This window comes from Streptomyces sp. CB03234 (assembly GCF_001905885.1).
Classification (GTDB): Bacteria; Actinomycetota; Actinomycetes; order Streptomycetales; family Streptomycetaceae; genus Streptomyces.
In genome coordinates this window covers 165,902-181,666 of sequence record NZ_LIYH01000008.1, presented here as the reverse complement: position 1 = coordinate 181,666, position 15,765 = coordinate 165,902, and the positions used below count along the sequence as shown (strand labels likewise).

At 70.6% G+C, this 15,765-nt stretch carries 12 protein-coding genes, 1 pseudogene and 1 riboswitch; of the genes and pseudogenes, 8 read left to right on the top strand and 5 right to left on the bottom strand.

Translation table 11 applies throughout. The annotated features are described in order from the left end of the window. Window positions 1-248: 248 nt before the first annotated feature. A complete protein-coding gene (locus AMK26_RS31680; protein ID WP_073758954.1) occupies window positions 249-2,489 on the bottom strand; it encodes a glycoside hydrolase family 9 protein in 2,241 nt (746 codons plus the stop codon). 554 nt (window positions 2,490-3,043) lie between these two features. Between AMK26_RS31680 and AMK26_RS38175 the strand changes: the two are divergent. Further along, window positions 3,044-3,345, top strand: a pseudogene (locus tag AMK26_RS38175) (GH12 family glycosyl hydrolase domain-containing protein); the annotation flags it as partial. A gap of 316 nt (window positions 3,346-3,661) precedes the next feature. Next, the gene (locus AMK26_RS31675; protein WP_073758952.1) at window positions 3,662-4,798 is read left to right on the top strand and encodes a lytic polysaccharide monooxygenase auxiliary activity family 9 protein; all 1,137 of its coding nucleotides are present in this window, start codon (window positions 3,662-3,664) and stop codon (window positions 4,796-4,798) included. 90 nt (window positions 4,799-4,888) lie between these two features. On the opposite strand, the gene AMK26_RS38460 is transcribed toward AMK26_RS31675, so the two are convergent. Beyond that, window positions 4,889-5,011 carry a hypothetical protein gene (locus tag AMK26_RS38460; protein ID WP_274536139.1) on the bottom strand — a complete coding sequence of 41 codons (123 nt, stop codon included), beginning with the start codon at window positions 5,009-5,011 and terminating at the stop codon, window positions 4,889-4,891. 1,085 nt (window positions 5,012-6,096) lie between these two features. Here AMK26_RS38460 and AMK26_RS31665 point away from each other — a divergent pair. The 5 genes from AMK26_RS31665 to AMK26_RS31645 all read left to right on the top strand — a co-directional run bounded on the left by AMK26_RS31665 (window position 6,097) and on the right by AMK26_RS31645 (window position 10,242). Continuing rightward, the gene (locus AMK26_RS31665; protein ID WP_241838157.1) at window positions 6,097-6,690 is read left to right on the top strand and encodes a hypothetical protein; all 594 of its coding nucleotides are present in this window, start codon (window positions 6,097-6,099) and stop codon (window positions 6,688-6,690) included. Window positions 6,691-6,842: 152 nt separating this feature from the next. Beyond that, complete coding sequence (locus tag AMK26_RS31660; protein ID WP_443333200.1) at window positions 6,843-7,640, top strand: amino acid ABC transporter ATP-binding protein; 798 nt, start codon at window positions 6,843-6,845, stop codon at window positions 7,638-7,640. A 71-nt stretch (window positions 7,641-7,711) separates the two neighbouring features. Then, window positions 7,712-8,548, top strand: coding sequence for a glutamate ABC transporter substrate-binding protein (locus AMK26_RS31655; protein ID WP_073758946.1), 837 nt, complete (start codon window positions 7,712-7,714; stop codon window positions 8,546-8,548). 75 nt (window positions 8,549-8,623) lie between these two features. Beyond that, on the top strand, window positions 8,624-9,289 hold the full coding sequence (locus AMK26_RS31650) for an amino acid ABC transporter permease (RefSeq protein ID WP_073758944.1): 666 nt from the start codon (window positions 8,624-8,626) through the stop codon (window positions 9,287-9,289). Continuing rightward, the gene (locus AMK26_RS31645; protein ID WP_079277903.1) at window positions 9,286-10,242 is read left to right on the top strand and encodes an amino acid ABC transporter permease; all 957 of its coding nucleotides are present in this window, start codon (window positions 9,286-9,288) and stop codon (window positions 10,240-10,242) included. Before AMK26_RS31650 ends, AMK26_RS31645 begins: the two co-directional genes overlap by 4 nt. A 76-nt stretch (window positions 10,243-10,318) precedes the next feature. On the opposite strand, the gene AMK26_RS31640 is transcribed toward AMK26_RS31645, so the two are convergent. From AMK26_RS31640 to AMK26_RS31630, 3 genes are all read right to left on the bottom strand, one after another. Beyond that, window positions 10,319-11,539 carry a metallophosphoesterase gene (locus AMK26_RS31640; protein ID WP_073758942.1) on the bottom strand — a complete coding sequence of 407 codons (1,221 nt, stop codon included), beginning with the start codon at window positions 11,537-11,539 and terminating at the stop codon, window positions 10,319-10,321. A gap of 258 nt (window positions 11,540-11,797) precedes the next feature. Then, window positions 11,798-13,321, bottom strand: a complete 1,524-nt coding sequence (exaC, locus tag AMK26_RS31635; RefSeq protein ID WP_073758940.1) for an acetaldehyde dehydrogenase ExaC — start codon at window positions 13,319-13,321, stop codon at window positions 11,798-11,800. Between the two features lie 49 nt (window positions 13,322-13,370). Further along, window positions 13,371-14,672 (bottom strand): GAF domain-containing protein, encoded by a 1,302-nt coding sequence (locus AMK26_RS31630; protein ID WP_073758938.1) that lies wholly within the window; start codon window positions 14,670-14,672, stop codon window positions 13,371-13,373. A gap of 119 nt (window positions 14,673-14,791) precedes the next feature. Further along, window positions 14,792-14,880, top strand: a riboswitch (ZMP/ZTP riboswitch). Between the two features lie 52 nt (window positions 14,881-14,932). Between AMK26_RS31630 and AMK26_RS31625 the strand changes: the two genes are divergently transcribed. Next, complete coding sequence (locus tag AMK26_RS31625; protein ID WP_073759353.1) at window positions 14,933-15,760, top strand: bifunctional 5,10-methylenetetrahydrofolate dehydrogenase/5,10-methenyltetrahydrofolate cyclohydrolase; 828 nt, start codon at window positions 14,933-14,935, stop codon at window positions 15,758-15,760. Window positions 15,761-15,765 lie beyond the last annotated feature (5 nt).

The window sequence follows — 15,765 nt, the reverse complement described above, 5'->3', positions numbered from 1 at the left end:
ATGCGGCATGCCATGCCGGTCAGTGTCCGGAGGCCCTGAGCCGTGCTCCACGGGGATCCTGCCAGGAACTCGATCCTCCACGTCGTGCCCGTCGGCGGGGCTGTCCCCGATGGAGCAGGCACGTGCGGACACGGGCGCCGGTGGGGATGGTCCAAAGGCGCGGCCATGCCGGCCGGGCGGTCGTGCGGTACGCCGCAACTGCCCGGCCGACGCCGTCGTGCAACCCGATCCCGCTGGGTGGAGCCGGCTCAGCCCTGATCGGCCACGAAGGAGGCCATCCAGGTCAGGGCGGAGTTCCAGTTGATGGTGATCTCGTTGGTCGACCAGGACTGGATGTCGTCGATGTAGCAGAACTGACCCGTGCACCCCTGGAGTTTGCTCTGCGCGAGCGGGTCCTGAATGCTCGAGTTCGGACCGCCGGACAGCGAGCCGGCCGGCGGGTGGGGCAGCTTCGGGTCGAGCTGGTGGGCGTACCAGCGGCTGTGCTGGTTCTCCGCGCTGACCTCGCCGAAGCCGGTGACGTAGGAGATGTTCAGGGCGTTGCGGCCCAGGATGTAGTCCATGGTCTGGACGGCCCCGTCGCGGTACTTGGCGCTGCCGCTGATGTCATAGGCGGTGGCCAGGACCACGGCGTTGTTCAGGGTCTGGTGCGTGGAGCCCCAGTCGTACCTGTTGCCCTCCGGGGCGTACGGCATGCCGTACGGGTGGGCTTTCAGCGTGGCCAGGTAGCGGTCGGCTCCCCCGAGTACGGACCGGCGGACCGCGTCGCGGCCGGGCAGCCGGTTCGGGACGGTGGCCAGGTCGAGCCGGGCGGGGACGGCCGTGCGCGCCCAGTCGAAGCTGATCGGCCCGAAGATGTCGGCGGTGTGGACCGGGGAGTTCAGGATGTGGTCCTGGAACTCCTTCCCGCCCGTGGTCAGGTACAGCTCGGTGGCCGCCCAGTAGAACTCGTCGCTGACGTCACGGTCGGCGTAAGTGCCGCCGCCGATGCCGTCGCTCTCTGAGGCCAGGACATCGGGGTGGGCGAGGGCCGCGGCCCACGCCGTGCGCGCCGCCGCGAGCGCGGTGGCGGCGAACCGGGGGTCGTACGCCTTGTACAGGCGGGCCGCCTGGGCGGCGGTCGCCGCGAGGTTCAGGGTGGCGGCGGTGGTCGGCGGGTGCAGTTCGCGCTTCTGCGGGTCGTCGGCGGGCATCATCGGCAGGCCGGTCCACTTCTCGTCGTGGATCTTGTGGTGGACCATGCCGGCGAGCGGCTTGCCCTCCGGCACCTGCATCTTGAGCAGGAAGTCCAGCTCCCAGCGGACCTCGTCGAGGATGTCCGGCACCTTGTTGCCGCTCTCGGGGATGTTCAGCGTGGCGTCGCCGAGCTTCTCGGCCTGCCCGGTGCGGGCGTGCAGGGCGCGCTCGTAGGTGCTGAGCAGCTGCCAGACGGAGATGCCGCCGTTGACGACGTACTTGCCGTGGTCGCCGGCGTCGTACCAGCCGCCGGTGACGTCGAGCGTGTAGTCGCACACGCCGGGCTGGCAGGGCACGTTCCCGTCACCCTGGTTGGGGGCGACGTCGACGTGACCGGCCGCGCGGCCGTAGCCGGGCCGCAGGTCGTCGCGGATCTCGACGCCGCTGCGCTGGGGGTAGTAGAACTTCGCTGCGTCCAGGCGCAGTTTTTCGTAGGCGGCGGTGCCGATGTCGAAGGGCCGGCTGGTCTCGCCGTCGGCGACCAGGGTGAGGCTCTCCCCGGCACTGCGGTAGTCACTGAAGTGGATCGAGTGGACGTTCTGCCCGGAGGAGGGGTCCAACCCGCGGGGTACGGTCCAGCCGCGCGCCACGACCGCCCCGGAGGCGATCTTCAGCTGCCAGGGCAGCCGCTCGGTCGCGTCGGTGACGAGGGTGGCGTTCTTCGGCCCGCGGGGCAGGTACGCGACCTGGTTGACCCGGACCCGGGGGCCGGTGTCGGGCCTGTACTCCTCCGGCGGCACCCCGCCCAGCAGGGACACGTCGTCGAGGCAGAACCGCCAGGGGTCGGCCCCGCCGCCGAGCTGGAAGCCGACCTGGCCCTGGGTGGTGTCGACGGGGGAGGAGAAGGTGTAGGTGTACGTGTTGCCGGAGACGCTCAGTTGGGGGGTGACCTCGTAGTACGTGTCGTACGGCGCCACTTGCAGGCCCACGATCGCGCGGACGGAGTTGCCCTCGGGGGCGCCCGTCGCGTGGAAGCTGAACCGGTACGACTCTCCCTTGACGAGCGTGATGTCGTTCTGGCCGACGGCGGCGTCCCAGCGGTTCGTCGTGCCCCCCGGCACATCGGCGCAGAGTCTGCCGTCGGCCGGCCCGGCGGTGACGTTGTCGGTCCACCACAAGTCGGTGGTGGTGTCGAAGGTGCCGTTCCTGACCTGCTCGACCTCGTCCGCCCCGGCCGGCCCCGCGGGCACGACGGTGATGGCCGTCGCCAGCAGGGCCGTCAGGGACAGCAGAGCGGTTCTGCGTCTGTTCACGTCTGAGCTCCTCGTCGGAGGTGCGGAGCGACTCGCGGGTTGGGAGCGCTCCCATGAAGGCGTGGACATACTTGTGGCTACAGTGCCGGGTCGTCAACGGCCCGGACCGGACGGGGTCGACGAGCGGGCCGCGTGGGCGACGTATCCGGGCCGCGGTCCGCCGCGTGTCGTGGGTGTCCACCGTGGCGCAGTCCGGGTTCGCGGGCCCGCGCGACGACGGGTGCTCCGGCCGACGGGGATGACAGGGGTCGTGCCGGCTCATTCGGCGGCTCGGCGCTTCGGCGGCCCCGGAGTCTTGCGGGGAGGAGGACCGGCAGGGGTCCCAGCCCCCGGGCGTATGCCAGATGCGTATCGGCACCTTTCCTTGCCGCTTCTGGCCTGGCGCTGCGGAATCCGTTCGACGCATTCGATTCCGATGGGTTGTCAGGAGACCGCGGGACTCCTACAGTCCCCACGAAGCCGGCATGTGGGAGCGCTCCCAATAGTGGGTGGCTGGGAGCCCTTCCGATTCCCCGATGAGCCCACCCTGGTCATCCGTCCCAGAGAGGCCCCGTATGCGAGCGTTGCCGCACCGCCCCGCCGCACCGACGGCTCGGGCTGACACCCCGATCTGCGAACAGTACGGTTCGACCACGGTCCAGGGCCGCTGGGTGGTCCGGAACTCTCGCCGGGCACCAACTCCACCCAGCGCGCCACCGCCACCGCCACCGGCTCCCGGGTGACCCGCGACGGCGCCGTCCCCAGCAATGGCGCCTCGAAGTCCTACCCATCGGTCTTCAACCGCTGTCGCTGGACCGGCTGTTGGACCGGAACCGGTCTCCCTGCGCGGGACAGAGGCATGGCCAGTGTCCCCAGCGGTTGCGCCGCCCGTCACCTCCCCGCGCGTACAGGGGGCGGCCCCCGGCGACCCACCGGCCCGTGCTCCTTCGCTCCTCCGGCCCAGGCCCGGCCGCCCCATCACACCGCAGTCCGGCGGCTGTTGCCGCCCGTCTCGTCCCCGGGCCCGCCCGGAGGGGGCACCACCCGCCTGAGCCACCCAGAGCCTTTCCGGATCGCCCGGCCCGTCCGGCGGAACCATGCCCCGCGCGGGCGGGGGCTTCCTCCTGGACGGTCACCGCAAGAGGAGAAGACGAACCCGACAAGAGTGCGTACCAATGACAACAGGAGACACGATGGCAGGACGCAAGAAGCGACTCGGCTTTCTGGCAGCGGTGCTCGCCACCCTGCTCAGTGGCATCGGCCTGACCCTGCTGGGCCAGGGCAGCGCGCAGGCGCACGGTGTCACGATGATGCCCGGATCGCGCACTTACCTCTGCTGGCTGGACGCCAAGACCAGCACCGGCGCCCTGGACCCGACGAATCCGGCGTGCAGGGCGGCGCTCAACGAGAGCGGCGCGACCGCGTTGTACAACTGGTTCGCCGTGCTCGACTCCAACGCCGGTGGGCGCGGCCCCGGTTACGTCCCGGACGGGAAGCTGTGCAGCGCCGGTGACCGGTCGCCGTACAACTTCACCGGATACAACGCCGCACGCGCCGACTGGCCCCGGACGCACCTGACGTCCGGGAGGACGATTCAGATCAAGCACAGCAACTGGGCCGCGCACCCGGGCTCCTTCCGGGTGTACCTGTCCAAGCCCGGCTACTCGCCCAGCACCGAACTGGGCTGGGACGACCTGGAGCTGATCCAGACCGTCACCAACCCACCGCAGATCGGCTCGCCGGGCACGGACGGCGGCCACTACTACTGGAATCTGAGCCTGCCCTCGGGCCGCTCGGGTGACGCGGTGATGTTCATCCAGTGGGTGCGCTCGGACAGCCAGGAGAACTTCTTCTCCTGCTCCGACGTTGTCTTCGACGGCGGCAACGGCGAGGTGACCGGCATCCGTGGCTCCGGCAGCACTCCGACTCCGACTCCGACTCCCACCCCGACCCCGACTCCCACCCCGACCCCGACTCCCACCCCGACCCCGACTCCTACGCCCGTGCCGACCGACCCCCACACCGGGTGCATGGCCGTCTACAGGGTGACCAACTCCTGGAGCGGCGGCTTCCAGGGCTCCGTCGAGGTCATGAACCACAGCACGACAGCGCGTGACGGCTGGGCCGTGAAGTGGACGCCCGGCACGGGCACCAGAGTCAGCAGTGTGTGGAACGGTGCGCTGACCACCGGATCTGATGGCACGCTCACGGTCAGGAACCTCGACTACAACCGGACCATTCCGCCGGACGGCAGCGTCACCTTCGGGTTCACGGCGACATCGACCGGCAACAACTTCCCGGTCGGCTCGATCGGCTGCATCAACCCGTAGCCGCTGATGGAGGCGCCGGTTCCGCATCGCGCGGGAACCGGCGCCTCTCCGGCTGTCTCCAGAACCGTCGCTGGAAGAAGCCGAGCAGGCTCAGCCTCGTGCCGCTTCACCGGGGTCGTCCGCCAGGGGCTGGCGGGACAGCCAGGACGCCGCGTCGTCGTCGTCGGTCAGGCCGAGGGCCTCCGGCGCCACGTCGAGCCCGTCGGTGAGCATCTCGATGAGCTGATCCGCCCTGTTTACGGATGAAGCGCAGGACGTTGCCGCAGTAGGACGGGGACATCTCGTCCAGTCGGTGGCGGCGGTCCAGGCGCCCCCGACTGGCCGGGCACCACGCCACCGAACGGCTGCGCCCTGCCCGCACAGCGCTACCGGCAACTCCTCGCAGAGCGGACGACGGGCGCGCTCCTGACCCCGGGCCCGGACGCTGTCCTGGTCCGGGGCTGTCCGCGTGGCGCGACCGTACAGCTGGGGGACGGCACGTCCGTGGAGTTTCACCCGGCCGAGCACTCCCCGGCCGAACTCCCCTACCCGCGCGTGGCACCGGACGACCCGGAGGCCGGCCACCGTGGCGCCGTTGTCTTCACCCGGAGCGACCGCTTGGCCACGGGCTTGCCGGCCGCGTACAACGGCTTGGCTGAAAGCCGTCCCGGTGGGGGCAGTCCTTCGCGAAAGCCCTGCAGCCACGTGCAGTGCCGGCACCGGCAATCGGCGGTACACACGCCCTTCACCGAGACCTCGTCCTGGAGCGCCGCGAAGACGTGGGCCGACTGCGCGCCGGGGAAGCGCCCGGGGGAAAGCGCCCTCCCTCGGCTTCGGGCAGGAACACCTGTCCACGGCCTCATCGAAGACAACCGCCGCATCAACGAGTTTTGGTGGGGCCGCGCACCACCGACGAGGGGCCGGCCGGGCCGGTCCGGCACATGGTGCGGGTTTCGTCCCGCCAGAGTCTGTGAAGCGGAACGCGCTGGTGGCACCATGGCCACACGAGCAGTACCGACGGTCGGTACGTGTTCCCTGGGGCATCAATGAACATCCGGCTCCCCTTCCGGCTCCTCGCCGCCGCGGCGGCGGCCGTCCTGGCCCTCACCGCCTGCAGCGGTTCCGACGGCTCCCGGGGCGCGCCGACGTCCCCGTCCACCAGGACCACCACGGGCACACCCGCGCCCGGAACATCCCTACCGAGCACCTCTGCTCCGGCATCGTCACCGTCACCGTCGTCGCCGAAACCGGCACCGAGCACCCCGCCTCCGACGAAGCCCGCCCCCGGCACGAGCGCGCCGCTGATCGGCGTGGGCCGCTTGCAGCCTCTGTGGCCGTTCACGTCACTCGACCAAGCTCGGGCCTGGCAGCGGGAATACCGGTCCGGCGGCCACCAGCCCTGGCATCTCAGCCCTGAGCAGACGGCACTGGCGTTCACACGGAACTACCTGGGCTTCCATGAGATCGACCGCATCACCAAACGCACGGTCAGCGCTCTGCACGCCCGCATCGGCGTCGGGCTGAGCGACCCCGAGACCACGGGCACCGCGGCGGTCGTCCACCTCGTGCGGTACGGCACCGGCCCGGACGCCCCGTGGGAGGTCGTGGGAACCGACGACACGCACTTCTCCCTCACCAGGCCGGCGTACGGATCGTTCGCGCTCTCCCCGCTGCGGACCGGCGGCCGGATCTCGGGCGTGGACGAATCGATCCGCGTACAGGTGCGCCAGCCGTCGTCCGAGGCGCCGCTCGGCTCGTCGTGCTGCACCCCGGGCGGCGGCACGGGCCAGCCCTGGTCCTTGACCGTGTCCTTCACCGGCGCCACCGACCCTGTGCTGACCGTCGTCGCGACGACCGGTGGCCACATCGCGGAGGTCGAACGCTTCACGGTCACAGCGGTACGCACTCGCTGACCCGCCCGCGGCCCTTACGGCCCTCCGCGGCCCCGGAAGCCTGCTCCGCCGGCCGCTCCCGGCGGAAACGGGGCGGTCTGCCACTGGTGCGGGCGTCCCGGCCGCTCATCCCCTCCCCGCGCCGGTCTCGGCGTGCGACGGACCGGAGGTGGATGGAGGATGAAGCCGATGAGGGAGCAGCCGTGGTCAAGACACATGAGACGCCGGGCACGCACGGCGACCTGGTGGTGCTGAGCAACGTCAACAAGCACTTCGGCGCGTTGCACGTGCTGAAGGACATCAACCTGCGCATTGCCCGCGGCGAGGTGGTCGTCGTCATCGGGCCGTCCGGCGGTGGCAAGTCCACCCTGTGCCGAGCCATCAATCGGCTGGAGACGATCGACTCGGGAGAGATCGCCATCGACGGCAAGCCGCTGCCCGCCGAGGGCCGTGAGCTGGCCGCACTGCGTGCCGATGTGGGGATGGTCTTCCAGTCGTTCAACCTCTTCGCGCACAAGACCGTGCTCCAGAACGTGACGCTCGGGCAGATCAAGGTCCGCAAGAAGGACAAGCACGCTGCCGAGGAGCGGGCGCGCGCCCTCCTCGACCGGGTCGGCGTGGCCTCCCAGGCGGACAAGTACCCTGCTCAGCTCTCCGGTGGCCAGCAGCAGCGCGTGGCCATCGCCAGGGCGCTGGCCATGGAACCCAAGATCATGCTTTTCGACGAGCCGACCTCGGCACTCGACCCCGAGATGATCAACGAGGTACTGGAGGTCATGCAGCAGCTCGCCCGTGAGGGCATGACGATGGCCGTCGTCACCCATGAGATGGGTTTCGCCCGTTCGGCCGCGAACCGCGTGGTCTTCATGGCGGACGGCAGGATCGTGGAGGAGACGACGCCCGACCAGTTCTTCAGCAACCCACGGACCGATCGCGCCAAGGACTTCCTGTCGAAGATCCTTCACCACTGAGCCGGCCCGGTGAGGAACCGGTCCGGCCCCGCAGTCCCACCCCCACACAGTAATCCGCAGGGATGATCACCATGAAACCTCTGAAGGCCACTGTCGCGGCCACCGCCGCAGTCGCGCTGTCCCTCACCGCCGCCGCATGCGGCGGCGACGATGGCGGCGGTGGGGCGGGTAACGGTGGCGACAAGATCACCGTCGGCATCAAGTTCGATCAGCCGGGCCTCGGCCTGAAGACGCCGGACGGCAAGTACACGGGCTTCGACGTCGACGTGGCGACCTATGTGGCCAAGGAACTCGGATTCGAGCCCGGCGACATCGAATGGAAGGAAGCCAAGAGCGCGGACCGCGAGACGCTGCTGCAGCGCGGCGACGTCGACTTCATCGCGGCCACGTACTCGATCAACGACGAGCGTGCGAAGAAGGTCGACTTCGCCGGCCCCTACTTCCTGGCGCACCAGGACGTCCTCGTACGTGCGGACGACAACACCATCAAGCGGCCCGAGGACCTGAACAACAAGAAGCTCTGCTCGGTCACCGGGTCCACGTCCGCACAGAACGTCAAGGACAGGATCGCCCCCAGGGCCCAGCTCCAGGAGTACGGCGGTTACTCCGAGTGCCTGACCGGCCTGGAGAACAAGGCTGTCGATGCCCTGACCACCGATGACTCGATCCTTGCCGGTTACGCCGCGCAACCGGAGCATCAGGGCAAGTTCAAGCTCGGCGGTTTCAAGCTCAGTAACGAGAACTACGGCATCGGTGTCCAGAAGGGCAGCGACCTGAAGAACAAGATCAACACCGCACTCGAAAAGATGGTCTCGGACGGTTCCTGGGACGAGGCAGTGAAGAAGAACTTCGGCCCGGCGAACTACCAGAACGAGCGCGCACCGAAGATCGGCAACATCGTCAAGTGAAGCAGGACCGGCACGGCGCGCCGCCGCTGAGGGTGGCGCGCCGAGCCGTCCCCGCGCGCGAAAGGGCGGGAGATCGTGTTCGACTTTCTTGAGGGCTACGACCTGCTGGGCGCCTTCTGGGTGACGGTCCAGCTCACCGTCTACTCCGCCATCGGCTCCTTGGTCTGGGGAACCCTGCTGGCCGCGATGCGGGTCAGCCCAGTGCCTCTGATGCGCGGCTTCGGTGCCGCGTACGTCAACATCGTGCGGAACATCCCCCTGACGGTGATCATCGTCTTCACGTCGCTGGGCCTCTTCCAGACGCTCAACGTCACCCTCGGCGCGGACGACTTCAAGACCATCAACTTCCGGCTCGCCGTGCTCGGCCTGATCGTCTACACCGCCGCGTTCGTCTGCGAGGCGCTGCGGTCCGGCATCAACACCGTGGCCATCGGCCAGGTGGAGGCGGCACGGGCCATCGGACTGCCGTTCACCCAGACGCTGAGACTGATCGTCCTCCCGCAGGCCTTCCGCTCGGTGGTGGGCCCGCTGACGAACGTACTGATCGCACTGACCAAGAACACCACGGTGGCCGCCGCGATCGGGGTCGCCGAAGCAGCGCTGCTGATGCGCGAGATGATCGAGAACGAGGCACAGCTCATCCTGATCTCCGCGCTCTTCGCCTTCGGGTTCATCTGCCTCACGCTCCCGACCGGGCTGATTCTCGGCTGGGTGAGCAAGAAGGTGGCGGTGAAGCGATGACCTCCGTCCTCTACGACGCCCCGGGGCCCCGTGCCAAACGGCGCAACGTCCTGTACACCGTGGTGTTCCTGGTCGCCCTCGCCGCGCTGATCTGGTGGGTGGGCCGGGCTCTGGCCGACAAGGGCCAGCTCGAATGGGTCAAGTGGGAGCCGTTCGTCACCGACGCCCGGGCTTGGAGCACCTTCCTCCTTCCGGGACTCGAGAACACGCTCATCGCCGCCTCGCTCGCCATGGTCATCGCGTTGCCCCTCGGAGCACTCTTCGGCATCGCCCGGCTCTCCGACCACTGGTGGGTACGCGGGCTCGGCGGGACCGTCGTGGAGTTCTTCCGCGCCATCCCGGTGCTGATCCTGATGCTTTTCGCCAACGCGGCGTACGCGGAGTTCACCGACATCAGCCCCGAGAACCGGCCGCTGTACGCCGTGGTCACCGGTCTCGTCCTCTACAACGCCTCGGTTCTGGCCGAGGTGGTACGAGCCGGAATCCTGTCCCTGCCCCGAGGCCAGACCGACGCGGCCAAGGCGATCGGCATGCGCAAGGGCCAGACCATGACGTACGTCCTGCTGCCGCAGTCGGTCACGGCGATGCTGCCGGCGCTCGTCAGCCAGCTCGTGGTCATCGTGAAGGACACCGCGCTCGGCGGCGCGCTCCTGGGATTCTCCGAACTGCTGGCATCGGTCCGGCCCATGAGCGCCAACTACGGCGCGAACACCATCGCCAGCTTCACCGTCGTGGCCTTGATCTTCGTCGTGCTGAACTTCCTGCTCACCACCTTCGCGAGCTGGCTGGAGGGCAGGCTGCGCCGCGGCAAGAAGTCCACCGGCGCGGTGGTCGGCGCCGACGCGGTCGCGGAGCTCGCGACACCGGGCGAGCACGTCGTCCCGGATGAGCACGGCGGAGCGGACAGGCGCGCGCCGGGCGGCAAGGCCGAGCGGAACGGCGAGGAGAAGTAACCGTACAGCCGCACCAGGGTCCGGCCCTCGTCCGGGTCGCCGGCCGTACGGCTGAGGACCATCGGCGCGTCGAGTGCTACATCGAGGTGGGCGGGTGCGGTGAGCGGAGCACGAGCAGGGTGATCTCGCTGGGGGCGAAAACGCGGAACGGGGGTCCCCAGAAGCCGGTGCCGCGGCTGGTGTAGAGGAGGGTGCGGGGGCCGTGGTGGCTGAGGCCGGCGAGGGCGGGCTGGTCGAGGCGGACCAGGTGGTGGAAGGGCCAGATCTGGCCGCCATGGGTGTGACCGGAGAGTTGGAGGTCGATGCCGGCTGCTGCTGCCCGGTCGATGAACTTGGGCTGGTGTGCCAAGAGCAGGACGGGCAGGCCGGGGTCGGCGCCGTCCAGGGCTCCGGCGAGGTGGGCACGGTGGCCTGCCAGCCCGGACGACTCGGCGGTGACGTCATCCACGCCGGCGACCACGAGGGTGTCGCCTCCGCGTTCGAGCAGCAGATGCCGGTTGCGCAACGGCTCCCAGCCCAGCTCGTCCATCAGATCGACCCAGCCCTGGGCCTGGCTGTAGTACTCGTGGTTGCCGGTGACGTAGACCCGGGCCCTGGTGGCCCGCACGGTTCCGAGTGGGGCGGCCTGGGCGCGGCGGCGTTCGGCCGTGCCGTCCGCGATGTCGCCGGTGTGGCAGACCAGGTCGGCTTCCAGAGTGTTCACCGTCTCACACACCCGTGCCGACCAGCGGGCGCGATCGAGTGGGCCGTAGTGGGTGTCGGTGATGAGGACGACGCGGGTGCCGTCCAGCCCGGCACCCAGCCGCGGGAGTCGCACGTCGAGTCGGCGCACGCGGGGCACGCGGCGGGCCTCGGCGTACCCCCAGGCGAGCAGCACGGCCGTGACGGCGAGGACGGCCCACGTGACGATCCGGGCCCGGTCCTGACTCTCGCCGACGCCGCCCACGGCCAGGGTGAGCCGCAAGAAGACGCCGAGCAGAACGGACCAGGTGAACAGAACCCAGCTCGTGCCCAGCAGGGTGTCACCGATGATCGCCGCCCGGTCCTGCTGGCGTCGGCCGTGGCCGCGCACCATCGCGAGCGGCATGCATATCAGGCCGAGGGCGAACAGGGCGGTGCCGGCCGGCGTGACGGGCAGCGGCCAGTGCTGGCCGGTGTACAGGAGCACCCAGCAGGGCACGGTCCACAGCAGTACGGGGGCGATCAGGGGGATGTAGCGCATCAGGCGGTGCAGTCGGCTCGGCCGCGCAGTTCGCGCTTCGCTGTCGGCGGATCGGGTATCGCTGGTGTCGGTCACGCTTGCCCTCTCTGACCAGGCTGCCGTCTCGCGCACTGTATCCGGTCGCCCTCGGGCCGGCCGGACCGGCGTTCATGGGCCCTTGGGGCGAAGGGTTCTCCGCGGGATGGCAAGACTCTGCCGCAGACAGGGCGCCGTGCTTGGTGATGACGCCACGGCTGAAACAGGCGTTCAGCTCACGGACGAGCTGCGGTGGGCACCCACCGGGTCGGGTTGCCCGGAGCGCGACGACGCCTCCGGGCAACCCGGCTCGAGGCTCTAGAAGAAGCCAAGTTTCTTCGGGCTGTAGGAACAGAGAATGTTCTTCGTCTGCTGGTAGTAATCCAGCATCATCTTGTGTCCCTCGCGTCCGATGCCCGACTGCTTGTAGCCGCCGAACGCCGCGTGCGCCGGATATGCGTGGTAGCAGTTCGTCCAGACCCGGCCCGCCTGGATGGCGCGTCCGGCGCGGTACGCGGTGGTGATGTCGCGGGTCCAGACGCCGGCGCCGAGGCCGTACAGGGTGTCGTTGGCCGTCGAGATGGCGTCGTCGAAGTCGGTGAACGACGTGACCGCGACGACCGGCCCGAAGATCTCCTCCTGGAAGATCCGCATACGGTTGTCGCCCTCGAAGATGGTCGGCTGGACGTAGAAGCCGCCGGCCAGTTCGCCGTCGTACTCGATGCGCTGACCACCCGTCAGGATTTTGGCGCCTTCCCGCTGGCCGATGTCGAGGTACGAGAGGATCTTCTGGAGCTGGTCGTTGGACGCCTGCGCGCCGATCATCGTGTCCGTGTCCAGCGGGTGGCCGGGCACGATGCGTTCGGTACGGGCGACGGCGGCCTCCAGGAACTCGCTGTAGTGGCCGCGCTGGATGAGTGCGCGTGACGGGCAGGTGCACACCTCGCCCTGGTTGAGGGCGAACATGGTGAAGCCCTCCAGGGCCTTGTCGCGGAAGTCGTCGTCCCTCGCCCATACGTCGTCGAAGAAGATGTTCGGCGACTTGCCGCCCAGTTCCAGGGTGACCGGTTTGATGTTCTCGGAGGCGTACTGCATGATCAGCCGCCCCGTGGTCGTCTCGCCGGTGAAGGCGATCTTGGCCACGCGCGGGCTGGAGGCGAGCGGCTTGCCGGCCTCCACACCGAAGCCGTTGACGATGTTCACCACGCCCGGCGGCAGCAGGTCGGCGACCAGGTCCATCAGGACGTGGATGGACGCCGGGGTCTGCTCGGCCGGCTTGAGGACGACCGCGTTGCCCGCGGCGAGCGCCGGGGCCAGCTTCCAGACCGCCATCAGGATCGGGAAGTTCCACGGGATGATCTGCGCCACGACACCGAGCGGCTCGTGGAAGTGGTACGCGACGGTGTCGTCGTCGATCTCGCTCAGCGAGCCCTCCTGGGCGCGCAGCGCGCCCGCGAAGTAGCGGAGGTGGTCGACGGCCAGCGGCAGGTCGGCGGCGAGCGTCTCGCGGACCGGCTTGCCGTTCTCCCAGCTTTCCGCGACGGCCAGCCGCTCCAGGTTCGCCTCCATCCGGTCGGCGATCCGCAGCAGGACGGCCGCCCGCTCGGCCGGCGCCGTACGGCCCCACGCGGGCGCCGCCGCGTGCGCCGCGTCCAGGGCGCGTTCGACGTCCTCGGCGGTACCGCGGGCGATCTCGGTGAAGGGGCGGCCATTGACCGGGCTGGGGTTCTCGAAGTACTGGCCTCGGGCGGGCGGCACAGGGGCGCCGCCGATCCAGTGGTCGTAGCGGGACTCGTACGAGACGATCGCGCCCTCGGTGCCGGGCGCTGCGTAACGGGTCATCTGCGGGGCCTCCCTGGGGCTGCACCATGGACGGGTGCTCGCGGCGAGGCTAGGGACGCGGACGTTGCAACCGCGTTGCGCCGGCCCTCAGTTCCGCGTCGAGGGCCTGAAGGCGCGCCTGTACGGGGGCGAGGCGACCCGGCGGTACGGCGCCCGCCAGCGCCCGCCACACCTCCAGGTCCTCCTCGCCCCAGGGGCTGTGCGCCCAGTCGGCGAGGAGCGCCGGGTCGCCGCGCGCGATGAGCGCGGCGCGCAGCTCGTCGGCCAGCCGCCGCCGCAGCCGCGTCACCGCGGGCGCGCAGGAGCCGGGCAGCAGCGGCCCGGCGTACCCGCCCAGCGCCGAGGCGACCGCACCGGAGGCCAGTCTGCGGCCCACGGCGTCGAAGTCGGCGTCGACCGGCGCCGCCAGCCGGTACGGGCGCGAGCGCAGCACGCCGGGCCCCAGCAGGGCGCGCAGCCGGGACAGTTCGGCGCGCAGCGTGACCGGGGTGACCGACTCGTCCTCGTACAGAGCCGCCAGCAGCTCCTCGCCGCCCATGCCCTGCGGGTGGTGGGCGAGCGCTACCAGGATCTCGCTGTGCCGGCGGCTCAGGCGCGTCCGCCGCCCGCCCGCCACCAGCACCGCTTCGTCCCGGCCCAGCGCCGTCAGCCCCAGCCTGTCGCCGGCCCCGGGCGCCCGCTCCAGCAGCGCGAGCTGTGACTCCGCCGCCCGCGCCACCGCCTGCACGAACGCCAGGCTGTGCGGGTGCGCCAGCCCGTCCCCGCCCGTGATGTCCACCGCCCCCAGCACCCGCCCGGTACGCGGGTCGTGCACCGGCGCCGCCGCGCACGTCCAGGCCTGCACCGGCCGCCGGAAGTGCTCGGCGGCGAAGACCTGGACCGGCCGGTCGACGGCGATCGCCGTACCGGGGGCGTTCGTCCCGGCCGCCGACTCGGCCCACCGCGCGCCCGCCACGAAGTTCATCCGGTCCGCGCGGCGCAGCGTCCCCGGGTGCCCCTCCACCCACAGCAGCCGCCCATACGTGTCGCAGACCGCGACCAGGTGCTCCCCGTCCGCCGCGTACGCGCCCATCAACTCCCGTATCACGGGCATCACGGCCGCCAGCGGATGCCCCTCCCGGTACGCCGCCAACTCCTCCTCGTCCAGCTCCACGCACGCGTTGCCGTCCGGACACACCCTGGCCCGCGCCGAACGCCGCCACGAATCGGCCACCACCGGCCGTACCACCGGCCGCACCGGCTCCCGCGGCCGGCCGCCGCCCGCCGTGAACGCCTCGTGCGCTCGGCGCAGCGCCCTCGCCCGCTCCACGGGATCCGCGCCCGGCTCCAAGGCCACCCAGGGGTCGTTCACATCGCCCTCCCCATTGAGGTCGTCCGCGCCCGTGCCATCGTCGCCGCGCCGACCGGCCCCCACAAGCGGGCCTCCGACCGGGCTCATAGGAGGCGGCCGGGAACCGTCCCGTAGAGTGGGTGCCGGGTCGTGACTGGCGCTTGGGTGGAGTACCACCGGGGAGCGGCCCGGCGGACCGACGCCACTGCCGCGCGCCTGGGCGATCCACTGACGAACGCCCGGGAGTTCCCGTGTCCACCACCCCTGCCACCGCACGCCTCATGGACGGCAGCGGCCCCGCCCGCCGCCTCGTCGAGGAGACCGCCGCCCGCGCCGCCGGCCTCACCGCCCGCACCGGCACGCAGCCCTGCCTCGCCACCGTCCTGGTCGGCGAGGACCCGGCCTCCGTGACGTACGTGAAGATGAAGCGCGCCCGCTGCGAGAAGGCCGGTATCCGCTCCCGCCACATCGAGCTGCCCGCCACGACGACCACCGCCCACCTGGTCGCCACCCTCGAGGGTTTGTCCCGCGACCCCGAGGTGCACGGCATCCTGCTCCAGCACCCGGTCGGCCCCGGGATCGACGAGCGGGCCGCCTTCGAGGCCATCGCCCCCGAGAAGGACGTCGACGGCGTGACGTTCAGCTCCTTCGCCACGATGAGCTTCGGCCTGCCCGGCTTCGTCTCATGCACGCCCGGCGGCATCATGCGGCTGCTCGACGCGTACGACGTCGACCCGGCCGGCAAGCGGGCCGTCGTCGTCGGCCGCAGCGCCATCCTCGGCAAGCCCGCCGGGATGCTGCTGCTGGCGCGGAACGCGACGGTGACGTACTGCCACTCGTACACCGCCGATCTCGCGGCAGCCGTACGGGAGGCCGACATCCTGGTCGCCGCGGTCGGGCGGCCCCGGTTCATCAGGGGCGCGGACATCAAGCCCGGCGCCGTCGTCATCGACGCGGGCTACAACCCCGGCAACGTCGGCGACGTCGACTTCGAGACCGCGGCCGCCCGCGCGAGCCTGATCACGCCGGTGCCGGGCGGCGTCGGACCGATGACCATCGCGGTGCTGCTCGCCCAGACCGTCGACGCGGCGGAGCGGCAGCTCGCGTAGCCCCC